23 protein-coding genes and 1 pseudogene are annotated in these 21,876 nt (G+C 73.8%); 9 read left to right on the top strand and 15 right to left on the bottom strand.

The genetic code is table 11. The features are described from left to right. Positions 1-16: 16 nt before the first annotated feature. The 3 genes from ABH925_RS22420 to ABH925_RS22410 form a co-directional block, all read right to left on the bottom strand. Positions 17-1,582: an acyl-CoA synthetase gene (locus tag ABH925_RS22420; protein WP_370150543.1), complete on the bottom strand. Its 1,566-nt coding sequence runs from the start codon at positions 1,580-1,582 to the stop codon at positions 17-19. After that, complete coding sequence (locus ABH925_RS22415) at positions 1,579-2,694, bottom strand: NAD(P)H-dependent flavin oxidoreductase (protein ID WP_370150542.1); 1,116 nt, start codon at positions 2,692-2,694, stop codon at positions 1,579-1,581. Before ABH925_RS22415 ends, ABH925_RS22420 begins: the two co-directional genes overlap by 4 nt. Positions 2,695-2,785: 91 nt before the next feature. After that, the gene (locus ABH925_RS22410; protein WP_370150541.1) at positions 2,786-3,802 is read right to left on the bottom strand and encodes a serine/threonine-protein kinase; all 1,017 of its coding nucleotides are present in this window, start codon (positions 3,800-3,802) and stop codon (positions 2,786-2,788) included. Positions 3,803-3,892: 90 nt separating this feature from the next. On the opposite strand from ABH925_RS22410, the pseudogene ABH925_RS22405 reads away from it, so the two are divergent. Then, positions 3,893-4,138: pseudogene (locus ABH925_RS22405) on the top strand (XRE family transcriptional regulator); the annotation flags it as partial. A 66-nt stretch (positions 4,139-4,204) separates the two neighbouring features. Here ABH925_RS22405 and ABH925_RS22400 read toward each other — a convergent pair. Next, positions 4,205-5,383, bottom strand: a complete 1,179-nt coding sequence (locus ABH925_RS22400) for an acyl-CoA dehydrogenase family protein (RefSeq protein ID WP_370150608.1) — start codon at positions 5,381-5,383, stop codon at positions 4,205-4,207. A 375-nt stretch (positions 5,384-5,758) separates the two neighbouring features. On the opposite strand from ABH925_RS22400, the gene ABH925_RS22395 reads away from it, so the two are divergent. Continuing rightward, positions 5,759-6,184 (top strand): PTS-dependent dihydroxyacetone kinase phosphotransferase subunit DhaM, encoded by a 426-nt coding sequence (locus tag ABH925_RS22395; protein ID WP_370150607.1) that lies wholly within the window; start codon positions 5,759-5,761, stop codon positions 6,182-6,184. A 94-nt stretch (positions 6,185-6,278) separates the two neighbouring features. Here ABH925_RS22395 and ABH925_RS22390 read toward each other — a convergent pair whose 3' ends face one another. Both ABH925_RS22390 and ABH925_RS22385 read right to left on the bottom strand, forming a co-directional pair. Continuing rightward, entirely contained in the window at positions 6,279-6,782 is a 504-nt protein-coding gene (locus ABH925_RS22390) for an NUDIX domain-containing protein (RefSeq protein ID WP_370150540.1), read from the bottom strand. A gap of 9 nt (positions 6,783-6,791) precedes the next feature. Continuing rightward, positions 6,792-7,499: a TetR/AcrR family transcriptional regulator gene (locus ABH925_RS22385; RefSeq protein WP_370150539.1), complete on the bottom strand. Its 708-nt coding sequence runs from the start codon at positions 7,497-7,499 to the stop codon at positions 6,792-6,794. Positions 7,500-7,755: 256 nt separating this feature from the next. On the opposite strand from ABH925_RS22385, the gene ABH925_RS22380 reads away from it, so the two are divergent. Further along, on the top strand, positions 7,756-8,178 hold the full coding sequence (locus tag ABH925_RS22380; protein WP_370150606.1) for a nitroreductase/quinone reductase family protein: 423 nt from the start codon (positions 7,756-7,758) through the stop codon (positions 8,176-8,178). A gap of 43 nt (positions 8,179-8,221) precedes the next feature. On the opposite strand, the gene ABH925_RS22375 is transcribed toward ABH925_RS22380, so the two are convergent. Further along, positions 8,222-8,794, bottom strand: a complete 573-nt coding sequence (locus ABH925_RS22375) for a nucleosidase (RefSeq protein ID WP_370150538.1) — start codon at positions 8,792-8,794, stop codon at positions 8,222-8,224. A 99-nt stretch (positions 8,795-8,893) separates the two neighbouring features. Here ABH925_RS22375 and ABH925_RS22370 point away from each other — a divergent pair, with 99 nt between their 5' ends. Then, positions 8,894-9,568: an O-methyltransferase gene (locus ABH925_RS22370; protein ID WP_370150536.1), complete on the top strand. Its 675-nt coding sequence runs from the start codon at positions 8,894-8,896 to the stop codon at positions 9,566-9,568. A 90-nt stretch (positions 9,569-9,658) separates the two neighbouring features. Here ABH925_RS22370 and ABH925_RS22365 read toward each other — a convergent pair whose 3' ends face one another. Then, entirely contained in the window at positions 9,659-10,627 is a 969-nt protein-coding gene (locus ABH925_RS22365; RefSeq protein WP_370150535.1) for a spermidine synthase, read from the bottom strand. Positions 10,628-10,910: 283 nt separating this feature from the next. Between ABH925_RS22365 and ABH925_RS22360 the strand changes: the two genes are divergently transcribed. Next, positions 10,911-11,759, top strand: coding sequence for a polysaccharide deacetylase family protein (locus ABH925_RS22360; RefSeq protein WP_370150534.1), 849 nt, complete (start codon positions 10,911-10,913; stop codon positions 11,757-11,759). A 110-nt stretch (positions 11,760-11,869) separates the two neighbouring features. After that, on the top strand, positions 11,870-12,454 hold the full coding sequence (mug, locus tag ABH925_RS22355; RefSeq protein ID WP_370150533.1) for a G/U mismatch-specific DNA glycosylase: 585 nt from the start codon (positions 11,870-11,872) through the stop codon (positions 12,452-12,454). An 83-nt stretch (positions 12,455-12,537) separates the two neighbouring features. Here the strand turns inward: mug and ABH925_RS22350 are convergent, their stop codons facing one another. After that, a complete protein-coding gene (locus tag ABH925_RS22350; protein WP_370150532.1) occupies positions 12,538-13,323 on the bottom strand; it encodes a glutamate racemase in 786 nt (261 codons plus the stop codon). 103 nt (positions 13,324-13,426) lie between these two features. Here ABH925_RS22350 and ABH925_RS22345 point away from each other — a divergent pair, with 103 nt between their 5' ends. Beyond that, entirely contained in the window at positions 13,427-14,605 is a 1,179-nt protein-coding gene (locus tag ABH925_RS22345; RefSeq protein ID WP_370150605.1) for a glycosyltransferase, read from the top strand. Positions 14,606-14,773: 168 nt separating this feature from the next. Here ABH925_RS22345 and mshC read toward each other — a convergent pair whose 3' ends face one another. From mshC to ABH925_RS22320, 5 genes are all read right to left on the bottom strand, one after another. Beyond that, positions 14,774-16,000, bottom strand: coding sequence for a cysteine--1-D-myo-inosityl 2-amino-2-deoxy-alpha-D-glucopyranoside ligase (mshC, locus tag ABH925_RS22340; protein ID WP_370150531.1), 1,227 nt, complete (start codon positions 15,998-16,000; stop codon positions 14,774-14,776). Between the two features lie 99 nt (positions 16,001-16,099). Further along, entirely contained in the window at positions 16,100-16,594 is a 495-nt protein-coding gene (locus ABH925_RS22335) for a pyridoxamine 5'-phosphate oxidase family protein (RefSeq protein ID WP_370150530.1), read from the bottom strand. Positions 16,595-16,844: 250 nt separating this feature from the next. Further along, positions 16,845-17,642 carry an SCO1664 family protein gene (locus ABH925_RS22330; protein WP_370150604.1) on the bottom strand — a complete coding sequence of 266 codons (798 nt, stop codon included), beginning with the start codon at positions 17,640-17,642 and terminating at the stop codon, positions 16,845-16,847. Positions 17,643-17,714: 72 nt separating this feature from the next. Then, positions 17,715-18,287: a DUF3090 domain-containing protein gene (locus ABH925_RS22325; RefSeq protein WP_370150528.1), complete on the bottom strand. Its 573-nt coding sequence runs from the start codon at positions 18,285-18,287 to the stop codon at positions 17,715-17,717. A gap of 107 nt (positions 18,288-18,394) precedes the next feature. Continuing rightward, complete coding sequence (locus tag ABH925_RS22320; protein ID WP_370150527.1) at positions 18,395-19,096, bottom strand: histidine phosphatase family protein; 702 nt, start codon at positions 19,094-19,096, stop codon at positions 18,395-18,397. A gap of 102 nt (positions 19,097-19,198) precedes the next feature. Between ABH925_RS22320 and ABH925_RS22315 the strand changes: the two genes are divergently transcribed. Beyond that, positions 19,199-19,810 (top strand): hypothetical protein, encoded by a 612-nt coding sequence (locus ABH925_RS22315; RefSeq protein WP_370150526.1) that lies wholly within the window; start codon positions 19,199-19,201, stop codon positions 19,808-19,810. Between the two features lie 239 nt (positions 19,811-20,049). After that, complete coding sequence (locus ABH925_RS22310) at positions 20,050-20,406, top strand: hypothetical protein (RefSeq protein WP_370150525.1); 357 nt, start codon at positions 20,050-20,052, stop codon at positions 20,404-20,406. 11 nt (positions 20,407-20,417) lie between these two features. Here ABH925_RS22310 and ABH925_RS22305 read toward each other — a convergent pair whose 3' ends face one another. After that, entirely contained in the window at positions 20,418-21,755 is a 1,338-nt protein-coding gene (locus tag ABH925_RS22305) for a glycoside hydrolase family 3 N-terminal domain-containing protein (RefSeq protein WP_370150524.1), read from the bottom strand. Between the last annotated feature and the right edge of the window lie 121 nt (positions 21,756-21,876).

The raw sequence follows: 21,876 nt of genomic DNA, 5'->3' as shown, positions 1-21,876 counted from the left end.
GGCCGTGCAGCGGGGGTCAGACCTGCCGGGTGCGGCCCTCCCAGTAGGGGTCCCGCAGGCGGCGCTTGTAGAGCTTCCCGTTGGGGTCGCGGGGCAGCTCAGCGACGAAGTCGACGGAGCGGGGGCACTTGTACTTCGCCAGCTGCCGTTCGCAGTGCGCGAGGATCCCGGCGGCCAGCTCCGGACCCGGGCTGTGTCCGGGCGCGGGCTCGACCACGGCCTTGACCTCCTCGCCCCAGTCGTCGTGCGGGATGCCGAACGCGGCCGCGTCGGCCACGCCGGGGTGCGCGAGCAGCGCCGACTCGATCTCCGCCGGGTAGATGTTGACCCCACCGGAGATGATCATGTCGATCTTGCGGTCCCGCAGGTAGAGGTAGCCGTCCGCGTCCAGCAGGCCCAGGTCGCCGACGGTGAAGAAGCCGCCGACCCGGTTCTGCCGGGTCTTCTCCTCGTCCTTGTGGTAGCTGAAGCCGCCGGTGTTCATCTTCAGGTAGACGGTGCCGAGTTCGCCGGTCGGCACCGGCTCTCCCGTATCGTCCAGGACGGCGATCTCGCTGATCGGCCAGGGCCGGCCGACGGTGCCAGGGCGTTCCAGCCACTCCCGGGCGGTGGCGAAGGTGCCGCCGCCCTCGCTGGCGGCGTAGTACTCCTCGACGGACTCGCCCCACCACGCGATCATCGCGCGCTTGACGTGCTCCGGGCACGGGGCCGCCCCGTGGATGGCGTGCCGCATCGAGGACACGTCATAGCGGGCCCTGGTCCCGGCGGGCAGTGCCAGCAGCCGGTGGAACTGGGTCGGCACCATATGGGTGTGGGTGACCCGGTGACGGTCGATCAGGCGCAGCATCTCCTCCGGGGTCCACCGGTCCATCAGCACCACGGGGTGGCCCAGGTGCATCGAGGCGGCGGCGAACTGCAGCACGGCGGTGTGGTAGAGCGGCGAGCAGACCAGGTGGACGTTGCCGTCGCCGGGCCGGATCCCGAAGATGCCGAGGAAGCCACCGAGCGCGGTCTGCTCCGGGGGCTTGCCGATCAGCGGGCGGCGGATGCCGCGCGGGCGTCCGGTGGTGCCCGAGGTGTAGTTCATCACCCAGCCGGTGGTGCGGTCGGCGGGGGTGCCGGCGGACTGGTCGGCGAGCAGGTCCTGGTAGGGGCGGAAACCGGGCAGGTCACCGACCGCGTAGCGGCGTTCCTTGGCCAGTCCGGCCTCGTCGGCGGCCGCGGTGGCGGCCTCGGCGAAGCGCTCGTGCGCGATCAGGATCCTGGCGCCGCTGTCGGCGACGATCCAGGCGATCTCCGGGCCGACCAGGTGATGGTTGATCGGGACCAGGTAGAACCCGGCCTGCGCGGAGGCCAGGTAGGCGGTGAACAGTTCCACGCCGTTGGGCAGGACCGCGGCGAAGGCGTCACCGGTGCTGAGCCCGGCCTCGCGCAGTCCGTGCACCAGCTGGTTGGCCGCGGCGAGCAGCCGGCCCGCGGTCCAGTCGGTGCCGTCGGGGGCGGTCAGCGCGACCCGGTCCGGGTTGGCGGCGGCCTGGGCCCAGAAGCCGGCGGGTGGCTGGGCGGGCGGCTGAGTGGTCACTCGTGCCCTCCTTCGCGGGATGCGATGCGGTCGAGCCGGGCGACCGCGCGTTCGAAACCGCGGGTCAGCTCGTCCATGACGGCGGCCACCGGCCGCTCCTCGGTCATCTGCCCGACGATCTGCCCCACCGGGGTGCCGATCAGCTCGGGCGTCTCGTAGTTCTGGATCCGGCTCAGCGCGTCCGCCACCAGCAGGCCCTGCAGCGGCATCGGCAGCGTCCCGGGGCTCGCGTCCTCGTCCCAGGCGTCGGTCCAAGCGGTGCGCAGTTGCCGGGCCGGCTTGCCGGTGAGCGAGCGCGAACGGACCGTGTCACCGGAGCCGGCCGCCAGCAGTTTGGCGCGCAGCACCGGCGAGGTGAGCTCGGCCTCGGCGACGGTGAGCCAGACCGAGCCCAGCCACACGCCCTGCGCGCCGAGCGCGAAGCCCGCCGCGGCCTGGGCGCCGGTGCCGATACCGCCGGCCGCGAGGACCGGCAGTGGTGCGACGGCCGCGGCGATCTCCGGGACCAGCACCATGGTGCCGATCTCGCCGGTGTGCCCGCCGGCCTCGTGGCCCTGGGCGACGACGATGTCGATGCCGGCCTCGGCGTGGTGCCGGGCGTGCCGGGCACTGCCCGCCAGGGCCGCGACCAGGACGCCCGCGCCATGGGCACGGTCGATCACGTCGGCGGGGGGTGAGCCCAGCGCGCTGGCGAGCAGCCGGATCGGGTGCTCCAGGGCGACCTCGACATGGGAGCGGGCCACGGCCTCCATCCAGCCGGTGATCCGCCAGCCGGCCCGCTGCCCCTCGGCCAGTTCCGGTACCCCGAAGCGGGCCAGCGTCTCCCGGACGAAGGCCCGGTGGCCCTCGGGGATCATTCCTTCGACGTCGGCGACCGACACCCCCTCGACCTTGTTCGCCGGCATCACCACGTCGACGCCGTAGGGCAGGCCGTCGACGTGGGCGTCCATCCAGTCGAGGTCCTTGGCCAGTTCCTCCGCCTCGCCGTAACGGACCGCACCGAGGACGCCGAGACCGCCGGCCCGGGTGATCGCGGCGGCTACCGCGGGGAAGGGGGTGAAGCCGAAGATGGCGTGCTCGATACCGAGCCGTTCGCTGAGTTCCGTCCTCATGGAGGGCAGCATGCCGCAGCAGCGCGGAGACTGGAAGAGATTATCTGACGATCAGTCAGATAATCTGCTGCCGGCTCTCACCCGGCCGGCGTCAGCCGGACGTCACGGAGGCCCGGGCGGTGTCCGAGGCGGTATCCGAACCCCAGGAGCGGGTCAGCTCGGCGACCGCGACGCTCTCCGGCAGCACCCGCACCAACGAGACCGGCACCGGGCCCATCTCCAGCGCCCAGTCCGGCAGCCGCAGGCCGGCGCGCTCGGCCGGCCCCGCGTCCTCCAGCATCCGCAGCACCGTCGCGGCGTCGGCCGGACGGTCCTCGGGATCCTTCGCGAGCAGGGCCAGCACCACTCGCTGCAGGCCCTCGGGGATCTCCGGACGCAGCTCGCGCGGCGGCCTCGGTGCGGTGTCACGGTGGTCCAGCAGGATCACCAGGGGGTCACCGACGGCGAACGGCGGCGCGCCGGTGAGGAGTTCGTACAGGACGCAGCCGAAGGCGTAGAGGTCGCTGCGATGGTCGACGTCGGTGCCCTCGATCTGCTCCGGCGACATGTAGTACGGGGTTCCCATGGGGGACCTGCCGCCGCCCAGCCGCGAGGTGAGGCCGACGTCGCCGTTGAGGCGCGCGATCCCGAAGTCGCAGATCTTCACCGTGCCGTCGGGGGTGCGGATCAGGTTGGCGGGCTTGAGGTCGCGGTGGATCACGTCCCGGGCGTGGGTGTAGGCGAGCGCGGCGGCTATCTGCCGCGCCGCGGACAGCGCCTCGCCGACCGGCAGCCCGCGCCCGGGACTGTCGTCCAGCAGCCGCCCCAGGTCACAGCCGTCGAGCAGCTCCATCACCAGGTACGGTGCGCCGTCGACCTGGCCGTAGTCGTGCACCACGGTGATTCCCGGATGCTGCAGCCCGGCGGCCAGCCGGGCCTCGCGCCGGAAGCGCTCATGCAGCAGCTCGGCCTGGCGCTCGTCACGGTGGGCGGCCCCCTGACGCAGGCACTTCACCGCGACCCGCCGGCCCAGGTACTCGTCCTCGGCCCGCCAGACCTCGCCCATGCCTCCCCGGCCGAGCAGGTCCAGCAGCCGGTAACGGCCCTGGACCAGTGTTCCCGCCTCCACCGCCCCGCGCCCCCAGTCATTCGGCTGCCCCCACAGTATGACGGTCCCCACCGACACCGGGGTGAGCGGATCCCCGGGCACCACGGAACGTCCACTGACCGGAACGTGGTCACGGGCACGTGGACCGAGCAGACGGCGGCAGACGGGTACTACTCCGGCGCGCGGTACCACGGCGCGATCCAGCTCCTGGTCGAGCCCACCGGCCGCAGGATGGCCGGGAAGTGGGTCGGGTTCGGCAAGGAGTTCGACGTGAACACCGGGCCGTGGACACTCTCGTTCGTGGATGCCGGTACCAGCAAGGCAACCCTGGCGAAATACACCGCGCCACCGGCTTGATCCTGCTCCGAGTCCGTCGGTTGAAGGGTGCCTGAGACGGCCGCAGCACGCCGGGTCGCCAGCCGGTCAGCGGCGGACGCGGGGCATGCCGAGGCCGATCCAGGAGATGATCTCGCGCTGGATCTCGTTGTTGCCGCCGCCGAAGGTGAAGATCACCGCGCTGCGGTAACCCCGCTCCAGGTTGCCCTGCAGGACGGATCCGGCCGAGCCCTCCTTGAGCGGGCCGGCCGCGCCGACCACCTCCATCAGCCAGGCGTAGGCGTCGCGGCGGGCCTCGCTGCCGTAGACCTTGACCGCTGACGCGTCGTGCGGGGTCAGCGCGCCGCGCTGGACCGCGTCCACCATCTGCCAGTTGAGCAGCTTCACGGCGTCCAGCCGGGTGTGCGTACGGGCCAGCCGCTGGCGCACCCAGGGCAGGTCGACCACCCGACGGCCGTCGGACAGTTCGGTGGACCTGGCCCACTGCTGCACCTCGGCCAGTGCGCGGTTGGCCATGGTGGCATGGGCGGCGAGGGTGACCCGTTCGTGGTTGAGCTGGTTGGTGATCAGACGCCAGCCCGCGTTCTCCGCGCCGACCCGGCGACCGACCGGGACCCGGATGTCCTGGTAGTAGCTGGCGGTGGTGTCGTGGCCGGCCAGGGTGCGGATCACCGTGGTGCTGTAGCCCGGGTCGGTGGTGTCGACCATGAGGATGCTGATGCCCTTGTGCGGTGGGGCCTGCGGGTCGGTGCGCACGGCGAGCCAGACCCAGTCGGCGGTGTCGCCGTTGGTGGTCCAGATCTTCTGGCCGTTGACCACGTAGGCGTCGCCGTCCAGCACGGCACGGGTCTTCAGGGCGGCCAGGTCGGTGCCCGCGTCCGGCTCGGAGTAGCCGATGGCGATGTCCAGCTCGCCGGCCAGGATCCGGGGCAGGAAGAAGTCCTTCTGCTCGTCCGTGCCGAACTTCATGATCGAGGGACCGACCGTGTTCAGCGCCATGATCGGCAGCGGGACCCCGGCCTGGGCGGCCTCGTCGAAGAAGACGAACTGCTCGACCGGGCTCATCCCCCGGCCGCCGTACTCCACCGGCCAGCCGACGCCGAGCCAGCCGTCGGCGCCCAGGCGGCGGTTGACCTCGCGGTAGAACTGCTTCTGCCGGCGCGGGTCGTTGAGCCGGCCGTGCGCCTCCGGCGGCATCAGCTCCGCGAAGTACGCGCGCAGCTCGGTGCGGAGGCGCTGCTGCTCGGGCGTGTAGTCGAGGTGCATCGCGGTCCCCTCGGGGTCGGGGCAGGTGGTGGAGTCGGGCTGGTACGGGGTGGGGCTGGTGTGGAGTCGGGCTGGTGTGGAGTCGCGCGCCACGCTAGAACACGTTCTAGAATAAGGGAAGGTGCATGCCCGGCCATGGCTGACTGATCGTCAGCTCCGCCGGTGCGGGGCTGCTCCGCGTGTCCCGGACCGATCCGGGCGAAGTGGCGACCTACGCTGACGGGGCGGGCGGGCGGCGGGCCCGCCGGCGATCTCGGCGACAGGGAGAGTGCGACGGCTATGGGCGGCGAGGCGCGGGTGGTGGCGTTGCGTCCCGAGGACGAGCCCCAGGACAAGCCGGAGCAGGAACCGGCGGCGGGGGCCCGGCCGCTGCGGATGCTGCCGCTGCCGGCCCTGGACCGGGTCGGGGTGGTACTGGTCTCGCACAGTCCGGCGCTTGCCGAGGCGACCGCGAGACTGGCCGTCGAGCTGCTGGGGACCGGGGACCCGGCGCCGGTGGCGACCGCGGGCGGCACGATCGACGGCGGGACCGGCACCAGCGCGGTCCTGGTCCTGGCCGCCGCCCGGCAGGCCGACCAGGGGATGGGCGTCGCGGTGCTGGCCGACCTGGGCGCGGCGGTGCGGACGGTACGCGGCCTGCTGGCCGAGGCCGAGGCCCGCGGACTCCCCTTCCCGACCCGCTTCGCCGACGCGCCGTTCGTCGAGGGCGCGATCGCCGCCGTGGCCACCGCCTCGGCGGGCGGTGACCTGGCGGCGGTGATCGAGGCCGCCGAGGACGGCTACCTGGTGCGCAAGACCTGACCGCACCTGCCGTCCTGACGGTCCTGAAGGTCCTGAAGGTCCTGAAGGTCCTGAAGGTCCTGAAGGTCCTGAAGGTCCTGAAGGTCCCGGCCGGTCACCGCGCCACCGCGTCCAGCAGGGCCGGGTCGAAGGCGAAGGCCGTCTCGGGGCGACCGCTGAGCGCGCAGCCGATGCGGTACCGGGCGGAGTCGTCCAGCTCGGCCGGGAGCGCGTCCAGCTCGAACCAGCCGACCTCCAGCGACTCGTCGTCGTTGACCCTGGCCTCACCGCCCTCCGCCCGGCACAGGAAGGTCAGCTCCAGGTACTGCGCCTGGTCCCCGTTGGCGTGCACCCGCGGGGTCGAGACGGTGAGGCTGGTGAGCCGCTCGGGGACCACCCGGACCGCGGTCTCCTCCCAGCACTCCCGGGCGGCCGCGTCGGCGGGCTGCTCGCCCGGGTCGATGATCCCGGCGATCAGGGCCCAGCGTCCGGTGTCTGAGCGGCGGCCCAGCAGCAGCCGCCCCCGCTCGTCGACGACGACAGCGGTGATGCCGGAGATCCACAGTGGTCGCGGGCCGATGGCGGCGCGCAACTCGCGCACGAATTCAGGAATGGGCATGGGGAGAGCCTATGAGGTGGCCTCGGGAAGCCCGAGAAGATCCGCCATCTCCTCGACGACATGGGCGAAGAAGCCGTCGGCGGGGTCCGCCGTGCCGACGAACTGGCCGAAGAGTTCGAAGCTGATCAGACCGTAGAGCTGGGCCCAGGCGGCCAGCCCGCGGGCCAGCAGCGGCGGCGGCACGGTGGGCGCGACCACGGCGGCGAGGGCAGCGAGCTGCTGGGCCGGCTCCCCGCGGATCGGCCGGACCGGGGCCGGCAGCTCGAAGCGGCCGACCGTGTCCCGGAGCAGCTGCACCAGCAGCAGTGCGACCCGGGAGGCGGGCGCGATGGTCTCCGTCGGCGCCGAGTAGCCGGGGACGGGGGTGCCGTAGAGCAGCGCGTACTCATGCGGGTGGGTCTTGGCCCAGGCGCGGGCGGCATGGGCGAGGGCGTACCAGCGGGCGCGGGTGTCGGTGGCCGGGACGACGTCCTCGACGGCGCGCTGCACCTGGTCGCCCAGGGCGTTGTAGGCGTCGATGATCAGGGCGGTGAGCAGGTCGTCCCGACTGGGGAAGTAGCGGTAGAGGGCGGAGGAGGCCATGCCGAGTTCCCGGGCCACGGCGCGCAGGGAGAGGCGCTGGGCGCCCTCGACTCCGAGCTGCCGCCGGGCGGCTTCCTTGATCTCGCGGGTGAGTTCCTCGCGGGCCCGCTCCCGTGCACCTTGAATCGCTGCCATGAGAGCAGTCTGCCACAAAGAAGAGCACCGACATCAAACGAGAGCAGTGCTCTTGACAGGGCGCAGCGCTCGCGTCATAGTCGACATCAGGCAAACGAGAGCACTGCTCTTGAATCAGATCACCGAACGCGAACCTGAGGAGCAGACCATGTCCGAGCCCATCGCCCAGCCCGCCGCCCAGCCATCCGCCCACTCCGACGCGCAGTCCCCCTCCCAGTCTCCCGCCCTGCGCCTGGTCACCCCCAGCGGCAGGCTGATGGTCCCCCTGGACCGGGCCACCCACAGGGTGATGATCTGGCTCGGCCGGGTCGGGATCAGCCTGCTGGGCTCCCGTACCCTCGCCGTGCGCGGCCGCAAGAGCGGCGAGTGGCGTACCAACCCGGTCAACCTGCTGGTGATCGACGGCGAGCGCTACCTGGTCGCCCCGCGCGGACACACCCAGTGGGTGCGCAACCTGCGCGTCGCGGGCGGCGGTGAGCTCCGGCTCGGCCGCCGTGCGGACGCCTTCTGCGCCGAGGAGGTGGCCGACGCCGACAAGCCGGTCGTCCTGCGCGAGTACCTGCGCCGCTGGGCCTGGGAGGTCGGCATGTTCTTCGAGGACGTGAACGCGAAGTCCCCGGAGAGCCGGCTCCTGGAGATCGCCCCCGGCTTCCCGGTCTTCCACGTCACCAGCGCGTGAGCGCCCCGGCGCAGGCCACGCGGCAGGCCCATGGCCGCACCGTTCAGCCCAGGTTCTCGCGCGCCCAGAGGCCGAGGGCCTGGGCGCAGCCCTCCACCGACTCGCGCCAGGTGCGTTCCGCGCCCTCCCCTGCCTCGTCGCTCACGTGCTTGACCACCCGCACCGGGAGCCCCGCCGCCAGGACCGCGCCGGCGACGGCGTAGCCCTCCATGTCCACCAGGTCCGCGCGCTCCGCGAGCCGCTGCCGTGCCGACTCCTCGGCGACGAAGAGGTCACCGGTCGCCAGCACCAGCCCCTCCGCGTCCAGTTCCAGCGGCGGCCCGTACACCTCGCCGGTCAGGGTCCGCAGCAGCTCGCTGTCCAGGTCGTGCTGCAGCAGCGTCCGCACCTCGTGCGTCCCGGCCAGGCCGGGACGCAGTGCTCCGGCCGTGCCGAGGTTGACCACCGAGGCCGGTCGCGGCCCCCGGGCCAGCACGGTGGCGACGGCGGTGGCCGCGTTGACCTTGCCCATGCCGGTGAGCAGCACGGGCAGCCCGCCGTCGAGGTGGGTCGCCTCCTCGGCGACGGCGACGACGAGCAGCGGGCGAGCGGGGTCGATCTCTCCGATGAGGCGCATGCCGCCATGGTAGGGCTGGTGGCGTTCCGCCTCGCCTGTCACTGCCGGAGGATAGGTTTTCCCCTGGACAAGGTCGGTTCGAGACCCCGGAGGCATCGCATGAGCACCCATGACGAGCAGTGGAACGCAGTTGACGACTACTTCGCCCGGACCCTGACCCCCGTGGACGCCGCACTCGACGCGGCGGTGAAGGCCAGCGACGCGGCCGGGCTGCCGCAGATCGCCGTCTCCGGGCTGCAGGGCAAGTTCCTGAACCTGCTGGCGCAGCTCCAGGGGGCCCGGAGGATCCTGGAGATCGGCACCCTGGGCGGCTACTCCACGATCTGGATGGCCCGCGCGCTGCCCGAGGGCGGCCGGCTGGTGTCGCTGGAGTTCGACCCGAGGCATGCCGAGGTCGCCCGGGGCAACATCGCGGTCGCCGGCTTGGCCGACGTGGTCGAGGTCCGGGTCGGCGCGGCCCTGGAGAGCCTGGCCGCGCTGCAGCGGGAGGGCGCGGAGCCGTTCGACCTGTTCTTCATCGACGCCGACAAGGCGAACAACGCCAACTATGTGCGCTGGGCCCTGGAACTGGGCCGCCCCGGCAGTGTGATCGTGGTCGACAACGTGGTGCGCGGCGGCGGTGTGGTGCGGTACGACGACGGGGACGCGGGCAACGCCGGTACCCGGGCCGCGCTGGAGTTCATCGCCGACGAGCCGCGCCTGGACGGCACGGCGGTGCAGACCGTGGGCGCGCGCGGCTACGACGGCTTCGCCCTGGCCCGCATCGTGAGCTGACCGGGCGCCGGGGCGGGGCCCGCCACCGGCCGGCGGAACCCACCGGCCGGCGGAGCCCGCCGGCCGCCCGCGCCGCCCGCCCCCACCCGCTCAGAGGCTGAAGGCGCCGTCCGGCGGGGGCGGGGACGGGACGGCGCTCGCGTCGGTGACCGCCTCGGCCCTGCCGATGAGCAGGTCGAGCCGGTCGCCGTGGACCACCCGCGCCGGGAAGGGGTCGGCGGCGGTGCGCCGGGCCAGCTCGGCGACCGGGAACTCCTGCCGTCCGGCGATCAGCACCAGGTTGCCGTAGCGGCGTCCGCGTAGCACCGAGGGTTCGGCCACCAGGGCGACCTCCGGGAAGACCGCGCGCACCGTGGCGAGCTGGCTGCGGGCGAAGTCCAGCGGGGCGCCGTCGGCGATGTTGGCGACGTAGCTGCCGCCGGGCCGCAGCACCCGGGCCGCCTCGCGGACGAACTCCAGCGAGGTGAGTGGCGCCGGGACGATGGCTCCGCCGAAGACGTCGGCGACCAGCAGGTCGGCGCAGGCGTCCGGGGCGGCGGTCAGGAACGCCCGGGCGTCGGCGGCGTGGACGTCCAGGTGCGGACCGGCCGGCCACGGCAGGTGCTCGCGGACCAGGGCGATCAGCGCGGCGTCGATCTCGACGACCCGCTGCCGTGAGCCGGGCCGGGTCGCGGCGAGGTAGCGGGGCAGGGTGAGCGCGCCGCCGCCGAGGTGCAGCGCCTCGATCGGGTGACCGGAGGCGGCGGCGAGGTCGGCGACGTGCGCGAGTCGCTGGACGTACTCGAACTCCAGGTAGAGCGGGTCGTCCAGGTCGACGTAGGACTGCGGCGCGTCGTCCATGGTCAGCAGCCAGCCCCTGGGGCGGTCCAGGTCCGGCAGCAGCCGGGCCAGGCCGAGATCCACCCGGCGTTCCACCGGCAGCGGATCGACCGGCTGCTCCCGGTGATCGTGGTCCTTCACATGGCCCTGGAAGTTGTCCTGGACATGGCCCTGGACGGGGTCGCCGACCTGGTCCGGCGACGGGTGGTGCGGGTCCTGCGCGTCCTTCGGGGCTGCCATGCGCCCATTCTGTCCGCGAGGTGGCCGGGGCCGAAATCTTCTTACACCAGCCGTACAACCTTCCGTCATAGAAGCGGGTCTTCCAGTTGTTGGAGAGGTAGGCCATGCCGGTGCCACGTCATCGGCGGCTCTCGGCGCGATGGAAGGGACGTTCGTGCGACACGCGAATCTCACCACCATGAGTCGCCCGGCGGATCGGCTGGGCTCCGTCCCGACCACCACCGGGGCACGCTTGTCCACGGCGTGTGCCCGGGCTCGGGGCCGCGTGGCGCGGCGGCTCGCCGTGCTCACCTTCCAGTGCCTGGACGACCCCACGGTGTTCCGGGCCCAGGCCGAGCGCCTGCTGCGGACCGCGTCCCCGGTCTCACTGCACCAGGTGCAGAACGCACTCAGCGGCGGCGAACCGCTGCCGCCGCACGCGGTACTGGTCAGTTTCGAGCTGGGCCGGCGCAGTGTGGTCACCACCGCGCTGCCGGTGCTGGCCGCACGGGCGATCCCGGCCGTCGCCTTCGTCGTCGCCGGGCTGGTCGACACCGAGCGCCCGTACTGGTGGCAGGAGGCCGAGTTCCTCAGCAAGAACGGCGGCCATGCCCGCGGCCTCTCCGCGCGCACCCCCGGCGGCACGGTCGGCGCGCTGTCGGCGATGCCGGATCCGGACCGGCGACGTGCCCTGGAGGAGCTCCGGGTGACCGCCCGCCGTCAGGCGCCCGGCAGCCCGCAGCTGACCCGCGCCGACCTGGCGCTGCTGCGCGACGGCGGCGTGGACATCGGCAACCACTCGATGGGTCACGCCCGGCTGGACCAGTGCGACGACTACGTGGTGCGCGAGGAGGTCGCCGGAGGCCACGACCGGCTGACCGTGCTGACCGGCGAGCAGCCCAGCGCCTTCGCCTACCCCGGCGGGGTTCCCGACGCGCGGGCCGACGCGGTGCTGCGCGGCTACGGCTACCGCAGCGCGTTCCTGAGCGACGGCAACCTCTTCGACCTGCGGTCGACCGTCCAGGCCCATCCGGACCCGCTGCGGATCAGCCGGCTGAACGTCGACGCGGCGACCCCCCGGGGCCTGTTCGACGGCGTCCTCGCCGGCTGGACCCCCACGGTCCGCCGACTGCGCAGCGCCGTCGCGGTCTGACCTGACGGTCTGACCTGGCGGTCGGTCCTGACGGTCCGACCTGACGGGCTGAGCGCAGGTTCGTGCCGGGGTCGGTGCCGCGGCCCCGGCCGCCGTTGGAGAATGGGTCGGTGCGAAGGACTTCGGCGCCGACGGCGGCGCAACTGGAAGCGGCGAAGACGGCGACGATCCCGGACGTCGCCGGGCCCGGGCTGCGGGTGCTGTTCTGCGGCATCAATCCCGGGCTGTGGTCGGGCGCCACCGGCCACCACTTCGCCCGGCCCGGCAACCGCTTCTGGCCCGCCCTGTACCGGTCGGGGTTCACGCCCCGGCAGCTCGCCCCGCAGGAGCAGCAGGAACTGGTCGCGCTGGGTCTGGGCATCACCAACGTGGTGGCCAGGACCACCGCGAAGGCCGACGAGCTCACCGCCGAGGAGTACCGCGCGGGCGGCGCCGCGCTGGTCGAACGGGTGGAGCGGCTGCGGCCCCGCGCTCTGGCCGTCCTCGGCATCGGCGCCTACCGGACCGCCTTCCGCCGCCCGAAGGCCGTGGTCGGTCCCCAGCCGGAGGGCATCGGCGGCACCCAGGTCTGGGTCCTGCCCAACCCCAGCGGGCTGAACGCGCACTACACGCTGGAGGGCATCGCCGCCGAGTTCCGCACCCTCCGCGACACCCTGGCCGGTTCCGCGCCGGAGTCCGAACCCGGAGCCCGGTAGCCGGCCCGGCCGGTCTTCGCGGGCCGGCAGGCCTAGCGGACCGGCAGGCCTAGCGGACCGGCAGGCCTAGCGGACCGGCAGGCCTAGCGGACCGGCTCGGCGAGGCCCGGCAGCAGCCGGCCCTGCGGGTAGCTCAGCGCGGCGGAGGACAGCTCCACGGTCTCGCCGCCCCGCAGCACCAGCAGGGCGGAGCCGCCCTCGGCGGTGTCCCCCGCGCGGCGCAGGGCCTGCTCGGCGACGGGCAGCGCCGAGCTGTGCACGGTCAGCGCCGCCGGGTCGTCCAGGCGCGCTCGGAGCGCGTCCAGGATCTGCTGCTCCAGCAGCTCGTAGTGGGTGCAGCCGAGGACCAGCGCGCGGGTGCCCGCGGGGGTCAGCGCAGCCGCGGCGGCGACCGCCTCGGCCACGGCCCGGCCGTCCGCCCGCTCGACCGCGTCGGCGAGACCGGGACACGGGATCTCGGTGACGTCCACACCGTCGGCGAAGTCGCGGATCAGGCCGCGCTGGTAGGCGCTGCCGGTGGTCGCCGGGGTGGCCCAGATCGCGACCGGGCCGCCGGTGGCCGCGGCCGGCTTGATCGCGGGGACGGTGCCGACGACCGGGATGCCCGGCTCCAGCTCGGCCCGGATCGCCTCCAGGGCATGCACCGAGGCGGTGTTGCAGGCGACGATCAGCGCGTCCGGCGCGTGCAGGGCGGCGGCGCGGGCCACGGCGAGGGCCCGGCCGGTGAGGTCCTCGGGCGTGCGCGGCCCCCAGGGCATGCCGCCGGGGTGGTCGGACGACAGGACCAGGTCGACGTCCGGACGGAGGCCGCGCAGCGCGGCGGCGGCGGCGAGGAGGCCGATTCCGGAGTCCATGAGGGCGATCTTCACAGTCCACGACCATAGTCGATCGCGTGCTCGACCCCGAGTCCGCGTCCGGGGCAGCACCGGGAACCGTCCGCTCTGCGGCATACTCGCGCGGGTGACTGTACTGATGAGCGTGCTGCTCGGGGTGTCGACCGCGTCGCTGCTGGCCTGGCTCTGGCTGACGTTCTGTCAGGGCGGTTTCTGGCGGACCGACGTCCGCCTGCCCCCGCACGTCCCCGGCACGGAACACCGGCCGGAGGTGGTCGTCATCGTGCCGGCCCGGGACGAGGCGGAGGTGCTGCCGCTGAGCCTGCCCTCGCTGCTGGCGCAGGGGTATGCGGGGCCGGCCCGGGTGATCCTGGTGGACGACGGCAGCAGTGACGGGACCGGCGAGCTGGCCCGCCGCCTCGGCGCGGCCCCCGGCTCGCTGCCGCTGACGGTGACCAGCCCCGGCGAGCCGCCGCAGGGCTGGACCGGGAAGCTGTGGGCGCTGCGCCACGGCGTGGAACTGGCCGGGGACGCGGAGTACCTGCTGTTCACGGACGCCGACATCGCGCACGGCCGTGACTCGCTGGACGGGCTGGTCGCCGCCGCCGAGGGCGGCTACGACCTGGTGTCGCAGATGGCCAGGCTGCGGACCGAGACCCGCTGGGAGCGGCTGATCGTCCCGGCGTTCGTCTACTTCTTCGCCCAGCTCTACCCGTTCCGCCGCAGCAACCGGCCCGGCACACGCACCGCCGCGGCGGCCGGGGGCTGCACCCTGGTGCGCCGCGAGGCTCTGGAGCGCGCCGGCGGGGTGGCCGCGATCCGGGGCGCGGTGATCGACGACGTGAACCTCGCCCGGGCCGTGAAGCGCGGCGGCGGCCGGACCTGGCTGGGCCTGGCCGAGCAGGTCGACAGCGTCCGCCCGTACCCGGAGCTGGGGCAGCTGTGGCGGATGGTCTCCCGCAGCGCCTACGCGCAGCTGCGGCACTCCGTCCTGCTGCTGCTGGGGACGGTGCTCGGGCTGGGCCTGGTCTACCTGGTGCCGCCGGTGCTGCTGGTGGTCGGCGTGGCGACGGCCGATCTCCCGCTGGCGCTGGTCTCCGCCGCCGCGTACGGGCTGATGGTGTGCACCTTCGTGCCGATGCTGCGCTACTACGGGCAGCGTGCCGCGGCGGCGCTGCTGCTGCCGTTCACCGCCTCGCTCTACCTGCTGATGACGGTGGACTCGGCGGTGCAGCACTGGCGCGGCCGGGGCGCGGCCTGGAAGGGCCGCACCTACGGCGCCCCGGCCGACAGCCCCGGGTCCGACGTGCCGGTGTGACCCGCGTCGGCACGACGCGCACCGGCGTGCCGGGGCCGGACCGGGCCCGCGTCCGGTTCCACCGCGACCGGACCGGGCCCGCGTCCGGTTCCACCGCGACCGACCCGGAGCCTCGGGGAACCGGACCGTGCCGGTCCCCCGAGTGGCGTCCGGCTCGGTGCCGGACCGTCAGAGAGCCACGCCCAGCAGGGCGTCGACGGTGCGCGAGACCACGCCGGGCGCGCCGATGTCTTCACCGCCGTCGGCCTCCTGGCGGGCGGCCCAGATGTCCACGGCGGCCAGGGCGCGCGGGGCGTCCAGGTCGTCGGCCAGGGCGGCACGCACCTCGGCCAGCACCTCGGCCGCGTCCGGGCCGTCCGGACGGGACACCGCGGCGCGCCAGCGGGCCAGCCGGTCCTGGGCGCGTTCGAGGTCCGCGTCGGTCCACTCCCAGTCGGAGCGGTAGTGGTGCGCCAGCAGTGCCAGCCGGATCGCGGCCGGGTCAACGCCGGCCCGGCGCAGCGCCGAGACGAAGACCAGGTTGCCGCGCGACTTGCTCATCTTCTGGCCGTCCAGCGCCACCATTCCGGCGTGGACATAGGCCTTGGCGAACGGGTGGGCCTTGGTCGCGACCTGGGCGTGCGAGGCGCCCATCTCGTGGTGCGGGAACGCCAGGTCGCTGCCGCCGCCCTGGATGTCGAAGGACATGCCGAGGTGGTCCAGCGCGATGGCGACGCACTCGATGTGCCAGCCGGGGCGGCCGTGGCCCAGCTCGGTGTCCCAGGCCGGCTCACCTTCGCGGGCGGACAGCCACAGCAGCGGGTCGAGCCGGTGCTTCTTGCCGGGGCGGTCCGGGTCGCCGCCGCGCTCGCCGAAGAGGCGCAGCATCTGCTCCTCGTCGAGCCGGGAGACCTCGCCGAAGTGCGGGTCGGACTCGACCGAGAAGTAGATGTCGCCGTCGAGCTCGTAGGCGGCGCCCCTGGTCAGCAGGTCCTTGATGATGGGGACGATGGAGGGGATGGCCTCGACCGCACCGATGTAGTGGGCCGGCGGCAGCATCCGCAGCGCGGTCATGTCCTCGCGGAACAGGGCGGTCTCCCGCTCGGCCAGCTCGGTCCAGTCCTGGCCGGTGGCGGTGGCGCGCTCCAGCAGCGGGTCGTCGACGTCGGTGACGTTCTGCACGTAGACGACCTCGTGCCCGGCGTCCCGCCAGACCCGCTGGATCAGGTCGAAGGCGTTGTAGGTGGCCGCGTGCCCGAGGTGGGTGGCGTCGTAGGGGGTGATCCCGCAGACGTAGAGCCGGGCGGTCGGCCCCGGTTCGGTGGTCCGCACCGAGCCCGCGGAGGTGTCGAAGATGCGCAGGGGACTCCCCTGACCGGGGAGTGCGGGGACGTCAGTGGCGGGCCAGGCATACATACGGATGACTCTAACCGGACTCAACTGATCTTCGCACCAGTGCCTCTCCACCCGGTGCCGCACCGGCTGCACGGCGGCGCCGGACCGCTGAGGCGGGCGTCATCGCGTCGCGCGGCCCAGGGCGGCGACCCGGCAGCGCAGCCGGACGGCGGCGAGCTGGCGGAGCACCGCGACCCGCGCGGCCGGCTCCGGGCCCTCGTCCCCGGTGACGGTGGCCTGCCGGTGCAGGTCGACCTCGGTGACGGTGATCTCGACGGCGGCGAAGTCGGGCGCGCCCGCCATCGGCTCCGCCACGATCCGGGCGGTGCCGTGGGCGGTGAAGGCCGCGCCGTCCTCGGGCAGGACCAGCAGGGCCACCTGGGGGCGCTCCCGCAGCCGCGCGAGCGAGCGGCCGGCCCGGTGCAGGCTGAGCAGGATGCCCGCGTCCCCGGCCCGGACCGGGGCGGAGACCGGGACGACGTGCGGGACCGCGTACGAGGCCGTCTGCGGGGCCGCGTCCGGGACGGTGGGTGTGGTGGTGGGCGCGGTGGTGGGCGCGGCGAGCGTGGCGAGGACGGCGACGGAACGGGGCGGCCAGACGGGCAGTGCGGTCATACCGGTGGCTCCTCGGCTCGGCAGGCGGTCGTCGCCCCGACCGCCGCCCGGTCCGCGACACGCCACACCGGCGCCCGGGACCGGACCGGCCGCCGGGGCGTGCGTTCCTTGCCTGCCACGCTACGGCCGGGCCCGCGCCATCCGCTTCTCCGTTCCTGACCGGCACCGCGACCGGCACCGCGACCGGCACAGGGAAACCGGACCGCCACCGGCACCGGCGCAGTCGCCCCGACCGGCACCGCCGGCGGGCTCAGATCGGGGGCCAGGGCACCGCCGGCCACTCGCCGGACGGCTCCGGGTGCAGCCCGGAGTCCAGCAACTCCCCCACCCGGCGGCGCAGTGCGCCGATCTCGGCGCCGGTGATCAGCGGCGCCAGCCGCTCCCCCAGCGCACCCGCGAGCTGGTCGCGCAGCCGGGCCAGGACGGCCAGGGCGTCCTCGTCCAGCGGTTCGCCGGCCCAGCCCCAGAGCAGCGTGCGCAGCTTGCCCGGCGCGGCGAAGGTCACCCCGTGGTCGATCCCGTAGAGGCGCCCGTCCACCGCCGGGAGCAGATGACCGCCCTTGCGGTCGGCGTTGTTCAGCACCGCGTCCAGCACCGCCATTCGGCGCAGCCGGACGTCCTCGGCGTGGACCAGCAGCGCGGTCCTCCCCTGCCCCACCTCGGCGCGGGCGATGGCCCGCCAGCCGGGCAGCGGCTCCTCGGCGTCCTGCAGGGCCAGCAGTTGCGCCTCCGGGTCGGACTCGACCCAGATCTGGCACATGCCCTCGCCGAACGGCCCGTCCCGCAGCACGGTCGGCGGCACCAGGCCCCAGCCGGTCGCGGCCGACACCAGGTAGGCGGCGACCTCACGGCCGGCCAGGGTGCCGTCGGGAAAGTCCCACAGCGGCCGTTCGCCGCGTATCGGCTTGTAGACGCAGACCGCCTCGTCACCCTCGGCGTTGCTGACGGTGCAGTAGAAAGCCGCGTTGGATGCCTCGGTGAGCCGTCCGTGGATGTGCAGCTCACCGTCGCGCAGCAGGGCCAGCGCCCGCTCGGGCGCGGCGGCCAGTGCGGCCGAGGCGACCGGATCGGCCTCGGGCGGCTCCGGCTGCTCGCCGGCCGGCTCAGCGGGAGTGCTCACTCAGCGCCGGTATCCGTTCTGACGGGGGCAGACATGCCCTTGCGGATCGAGCGGAAGGCTGCAGAACGGGCACGGCGGCCGTCCGGCCGAGACCAGTTCCAGGGCGCGCTTGGCGAAGACCCGCGCCATCGCGCCGCTGAGGCGCACCCGCAGCATCGGCGGGCCGTTCTCGTCGTCCTCGAACAGGTTGGGCTCGTCCGACTCGGCGTCGGGGTCGACCTCGATGATGGCCTGGGCCTCGACGATCAGCCGTTCGATCGACTCGTCCCAGGCCAGGGCCATGGTGCCGACCCGGAACTCCTCGACCACCGGCTGGTCCAGCGGTGCGCTGTCGATCAGGTCGGACGGGGCCACAGCGGGCACGGCGGTGCTGCCGCCGCTGCGTCTGACCACCTCGTCCAGCAGTTCCTCGACGCGTTCGGCGAGTGCTGCCACCTGGGTCTTCTCCAGGAGCACGCTGGTCACCCGGCCGTGGTCGCTGGCCTGGAGGTAGAAGGCACGCTGGCCCGGTTCGCCGACCGTACCGGCCACGAATCGCTCGGGCGGATCATAGAAGAACACCTGGCGAGGCACGGGGCTGCTCCAGATCTGGTCGTCGCTGTTCGAGCCCACCCTACCTAGGAAGGCCCCGGGAACAGACCACGGAACCCACGTAGTCAGGGCGGGCCGCGCGCTGACGGCTAACGCATGCCGGTGTCCCCGCCGACCACGGCGTCGGTGGCGGCCGTGCCCGCCGCGGCCGGGCGGGGCGCGAATCCGCTCAGGTCACCGGTGTCGCCCAGGCGCAGCACGAACGGGCGCAGCGGGGTGTAGCGGATGGCGGTCACCGAGCAGGGCTCCACCGAGATCCGCTGGAAGTTGTCCAGGTGCAGGCCGAGCGCGTCGGCCACGATCGCCTTGATCACGTCGCCGTGGCTGCAGGCCAGCCAGACCGCGTCGGCGCCGTGCTCGCGTTCGACCTCGGCGTCCCACTCGCGCACGCTGTCCACCGCGCGGTGGCTCAGCTCGCGCATCGACTCGCCCTCGGGGCCGGGGAAGACCGCGGCGGAGGGGTGCGCCTGGACCGTCTTCCACAGCGGCTCACCGGCCAGTTCGGCCAGTGGCCGGCCGGTCCAGTCCCCGTAGCGGCACTCGCCGATCCGCTCGTCCAGCCGCAGCTTGAGCTCCGGACGGGCCGCCAGCAGCGGGGCGAGGGTCTGCCGGCAGCGGTCCAGCGGACTGCTCACCACCTGTGCGAGCGGGACCGCGGACAGGCGCTCGGCCAGGCCCTCGGCCTGTTCCGAGCCGTGCGCGTCCAGTTCCACCCCGGGTGTCCACCCGGCAAGGATCCCGGCGGAGTTGGCGGTGGAACGGCCGTGGCGGACGAGCAGCAGGGTCGGCATGGTTCCCAGCGTACGGGCAGGGTAGGACAGCTCCCACTGTCGGCGGTGATGGGTAGGGTTTTGGTGGGGGACGCGAAGGTGTGGCGGGCAAGGGGGGCCGCGATGTTCAGCAGGGTGACGAAGGGCCACGAGGACGCGGGGCCCGCTTCCGGGCTGCCCGCCGGGGACTGGTCGCCGTACGGCCGGCTCGGGGACGCGACGCGGGCCTACTTCCTGCATCCGGACGTGGCCCTGGCCGCCATCGGCGGGGTGCTGGGGCGGCGCCGGATCCGGGGCTTCACGCTGGAGCGGGTGGTGGACCTGACCGAGTCCGGCGCCTCGGTCTGGCAGGAGGCGGCGGTGTGCGACGGGCGGCGGCTGATCCTGTGGCACAGCGAGGAGGTCGCCGACCCGGGCGCGCCGGGCGGCACCGTGCTGGACTCCTCGGTGCAGGTGCTGCCGCTGTCCGAGGTCCGGCACGTGGGCATGCGCACCCTGGTCGGCCGGGACGGCGCCGGCAGCCGGACCAGGCGCGGCGTCTACGTGGTGGTGACGACGGGCACGGTGCAGGAGATGGCCGCGCTGCCGCCGGAGGAGGGCGGGCCGGGGGCCGCCAGGTTCCGGCCGGAGGCGTTCCGTTTCAGCAAGTCCCTGGACGACGGCGGCCCGGGCCAGATCGACCGCCTGCTCGCCTTCGGCGAACTCCTCGGCCGCCTCGTCCCCTCCGGCCACTGATCCGGCCGCCGCCCCGCCACAGCCACCGACCCTCCCCCGCGACGACCCGTCAGACAGGAACGCATCAAGATCAGATACCGAGGCGTATCGAGCGCGTCAAGACGCTCAGGTCCCGTGCTCCCCGTGCGGTGGAATGACCCGCGCCGACCCGACGGGAGCACCAGCCCCGGCGACGGGCGAGCACCGCCCGGATGTCCGCACACCCGCAAGTCCGCACCAGCACACGGGGGTTCCCACTCATGGCACATCTGCTGATCGAAGAGAACTTCCGGCACCTCGACGGCGAGGACGTCGGGGATCTCATCGAGGGCCTCTCCGGGCTCGGCCTCCGCGCGGAGCCCACTCAGCCCCGGACCAGCCCGGGGCGTCACACCTGGGTGCTCGTCCTGCACTGGCTCAGGGACGACGTCACGCCCATCACCGACGACTCCCTCGTGGCCTCGGTGGTGGACGCGGTCCGCGGCGTGCTGCTCAAGGAGCACCCGGCCGGGCCCGGCGGCACGCGCGTCCAGGAGCGCACCCTGCCGGCCCGGATCGACATCCGGGGACGCTCCGGCGAGCTGATCAGGTCCGTCGCCGTGCCCGGCGCCGTCTGACGGGCCGGACCTCAGCTGTGGCAGAGGTCGATGTGCCGGACGGCCAGGACGGCGCCGGCCGCGTCGATCAGGCGGGACCGTGCGAGGCTTCCGCCGTTCACGGCCGAGACGATCGCCGCGGCGGTCGCTGACGTCTGGGCGCCGACGTTCGGCCCCAGGCCGAACATGACCATGTCCGCACCGGCCCGCAGGGCCTGAACAGCCGCCTGCGGGACGTCGAACCCGGCCGCGGAGACAGCCTTGGCGTCCAGGGCGTCGGTGATCACCAGCCCGTGGAAGCCGAGCCTGCCCTTGAGCTCGCCGGTGATCACGGTGGGCGAGAGGCCAGCCGGGTCGGTGGCGAGGCCGGGGACGGTGTTGTTGGAGATCATGATCGCCGGCGCACCGGCGGCGATAGCAGCGGTGAAGGGCGGGACGCCGACCGTCTGCTCGGTCGGCCACGGCAGGGTGCTCGCGGGGCCGTCATCGGAGTTGTAGCTGGATCCGCCCAGCCCGGGGAAGTGCTTCAGCACCGGGATCACGCCGCCGGAGATCATGCCCTGCATGTAGGCGATGGTGTCGCTTGCCGCCACAGCGCCGTTACCGCTGAAGGAGCGCCAGCCGTCCGGGTCGGTGGCACTGGGCGGGGCGTTCGTGCCGTCCACGTCGGCGACGGGCGCGAGGTCCATGGTGACGCCGGCGGCGGCCATCCTGGCGGCGACCAGTGCCGTGGCCTGCCGGATCTGTGCGGCGCTCCAGTTGGCGCCCATCCAGGAGGGCCACGGCAGCGAACCGACCAGGTTGGCCATCCGCTGGATGCCACCGCCCTCCTCGTCCGTCATCACCAGCGGGCCGAAGCTCTCGGGCGCGTGTGCCTTCAGCGCGGCCAGCTCGGCGCCGAGGCCGGACGGTGCCGAGCTGCCGAAGAGCAGCACCCCGCCCGCCCCCGCCCCGACCTCGGCGGTGACGCTCGACGGATCGCCCTCCGCGGCCGGCACCGTGATCGTCAGCATCGCCAGGCGGCTGTTCGACCAGGTGGCCAGCCGAAGCGCGTTACCGCAGGCCGGAGTTGCGTGACCGGTGGCCGCGGTGGGGGCGCCGGGACGGGTGGACGGGTCCGCCAGCGGCTGCGGTGCGGGCAACGGCCTCGCCCCGGTCGAGGACGGAGAGTCGGTGGCAACGGGATGCGTGACGCCGGGGGCGCTGCTCCCGCCGTTTCCGCCCGTCCCGCCGCCGCATCCCGCCAGCAGGACCGCCGCCCCGGCGGCGACGGCCGCGACGCGCAGGGCGGCGACGCGCGGGGCGGCGCGTCGGCTCGACCGCCCGCCGCGCGCGGGGGTGCGTTCGGTTGGAGAACGGAGCTTCATCATGGCTGGGTCCATCCCGGGGACGTCACAGGAACCGGGGGCACCGTCAGACCCAGAGGAGTCGCACGCCGCCCTCTTCCGCTCCCTTCCCTCCCTCCATGGTGCGAGGCGACGCGCCGATTGG

Origin of the sequence: Streptacidiphilus sp. EB129, from assembly GCF_041262645.1 — a bacterium.
In the GTDB taxonomy this organism is placed as follows: domain Bacteria; phylum Actinomycetota; class Actinomycetes; order Streptomycetales; family Streptomycetaceae; genus Streptacidiphilus.
This window is presented reverse-complemented; position numbering and strand designations above follow the sequence as displayed.

Bases quoted from the DNA above. Each gene is read 5' to 3' on its own strand.
- ABH925_RS22415 (WP_370150542.1), bottom strand. From the start codon at position 2,694: ATGAGGACGGAACTCAGCGAACGGCTCGGTATCGAGCACGCCATCTTC.
- ABH925_RS22400 (WP_370150608.1), bottom strand. From the start codon at position 5,383: ATGCACCTCGACTACACGCCCGAGCAGCAGCGCCTCCGCACCGAGCTG.
- ABH925_RS22395 (WP_370150607.1), top strand. From the start codon at position 5,759: ATGCTGCCGCTGCCGGCCCTGGACCGGGTCGGGGTGGTACTGGTCTCG.
- ABH925_RS22390 (WP_370150540.1), bottom strand. From the start codon at position 6,782: ATGCCCATTCCTGAATTCGTGCGCGAGTTGCGCGCCGCCATCGGCCCG.
- ABH925_RS22385 (WP_370150539.1), bottom strand. From the start codon at position 7,499: ATGGCAGCGATTCAAGGTGCACGGGAGCGGGCCCGCGAGGAACTCACC.
- ABH925_RS22380 (WP_370150606.1), top strand. From the start codon at position 7,756: ATGGTCCCCCTGGACCGGGCCACCCACAGGGTGATGATCTGGCTCGGC.
- ABH925_RS22375 (WP_370150538.1), bottom strand. From the start codon at position 8,794: ATGCGCCTCATCGGAGAGATCGACCCCGCTCGCCCGCTGCTCGTCGTC.
- ABH925_RS22370 (WP_370150536.1), top strand. From the start codon at position 8,894: ATGAGCACCCATGACGAGCAGTGGAACGCAGTTGACGACTACTTCGCC.
- ABH925_RS22365 (WP_370150535.1), bottom strand. From the start codon at position 10,627: ATGGCAGCCCCGAAGGACGCGCAGGACCCGCACCACCCGTCGCCGGAC.
- ABH925_RS22345 (WP_370150605.1), top strand. From the start codon at position 13,427: ATGAGCGTGCTGCTCGGGGTGTCGACCGCGTCGCTGCTGGCCTGGCTC.
- mshC (WP_370150531.1), bottom strand. From the start codon at position 16,000: ATGTATGCCTGGCCCGCCACTGACGTCCCCGCACTCCCCGGTCAGGGG.
- ABH925_RS22335 (WP_370150530.1), bottom strand. From the start codon at position 16,594: ATGACCGCACTGCCCGTCTGGCCGCCCCGTTCCGTCGCCGTCCTCGCC.
- ABH925_RS22320 (WP_370150527.1), bottom strand. From the start codon at position 19,096: ATGCCGACCCTGCTGCTCGTCCGCCACGGCCGTTCCACCGCCAACTCC.
- ABH925_RS22315 (WP_370150526.1), top strand. From the start codon at position 19,199: ATGTTCAGCAGGGTGACGAAGGGCCACGAGGACGCGGGGCCCGCTTCC.
- ABH925_RS22310 (WP_370150525.1), top strand. From the start codon at position 20,050: ATGGCACATCTGCTGATCGAAGAGAACTTCCGGCACCTCGACGGCGAG.
- ABH925_RS22305 (WP_370150524.1), bottom strand. From the start codon at position 21,755: ATGATGAAGCTCCGTTCTCCAACCGAACGCACCCCCGCGCGCGGCGGG.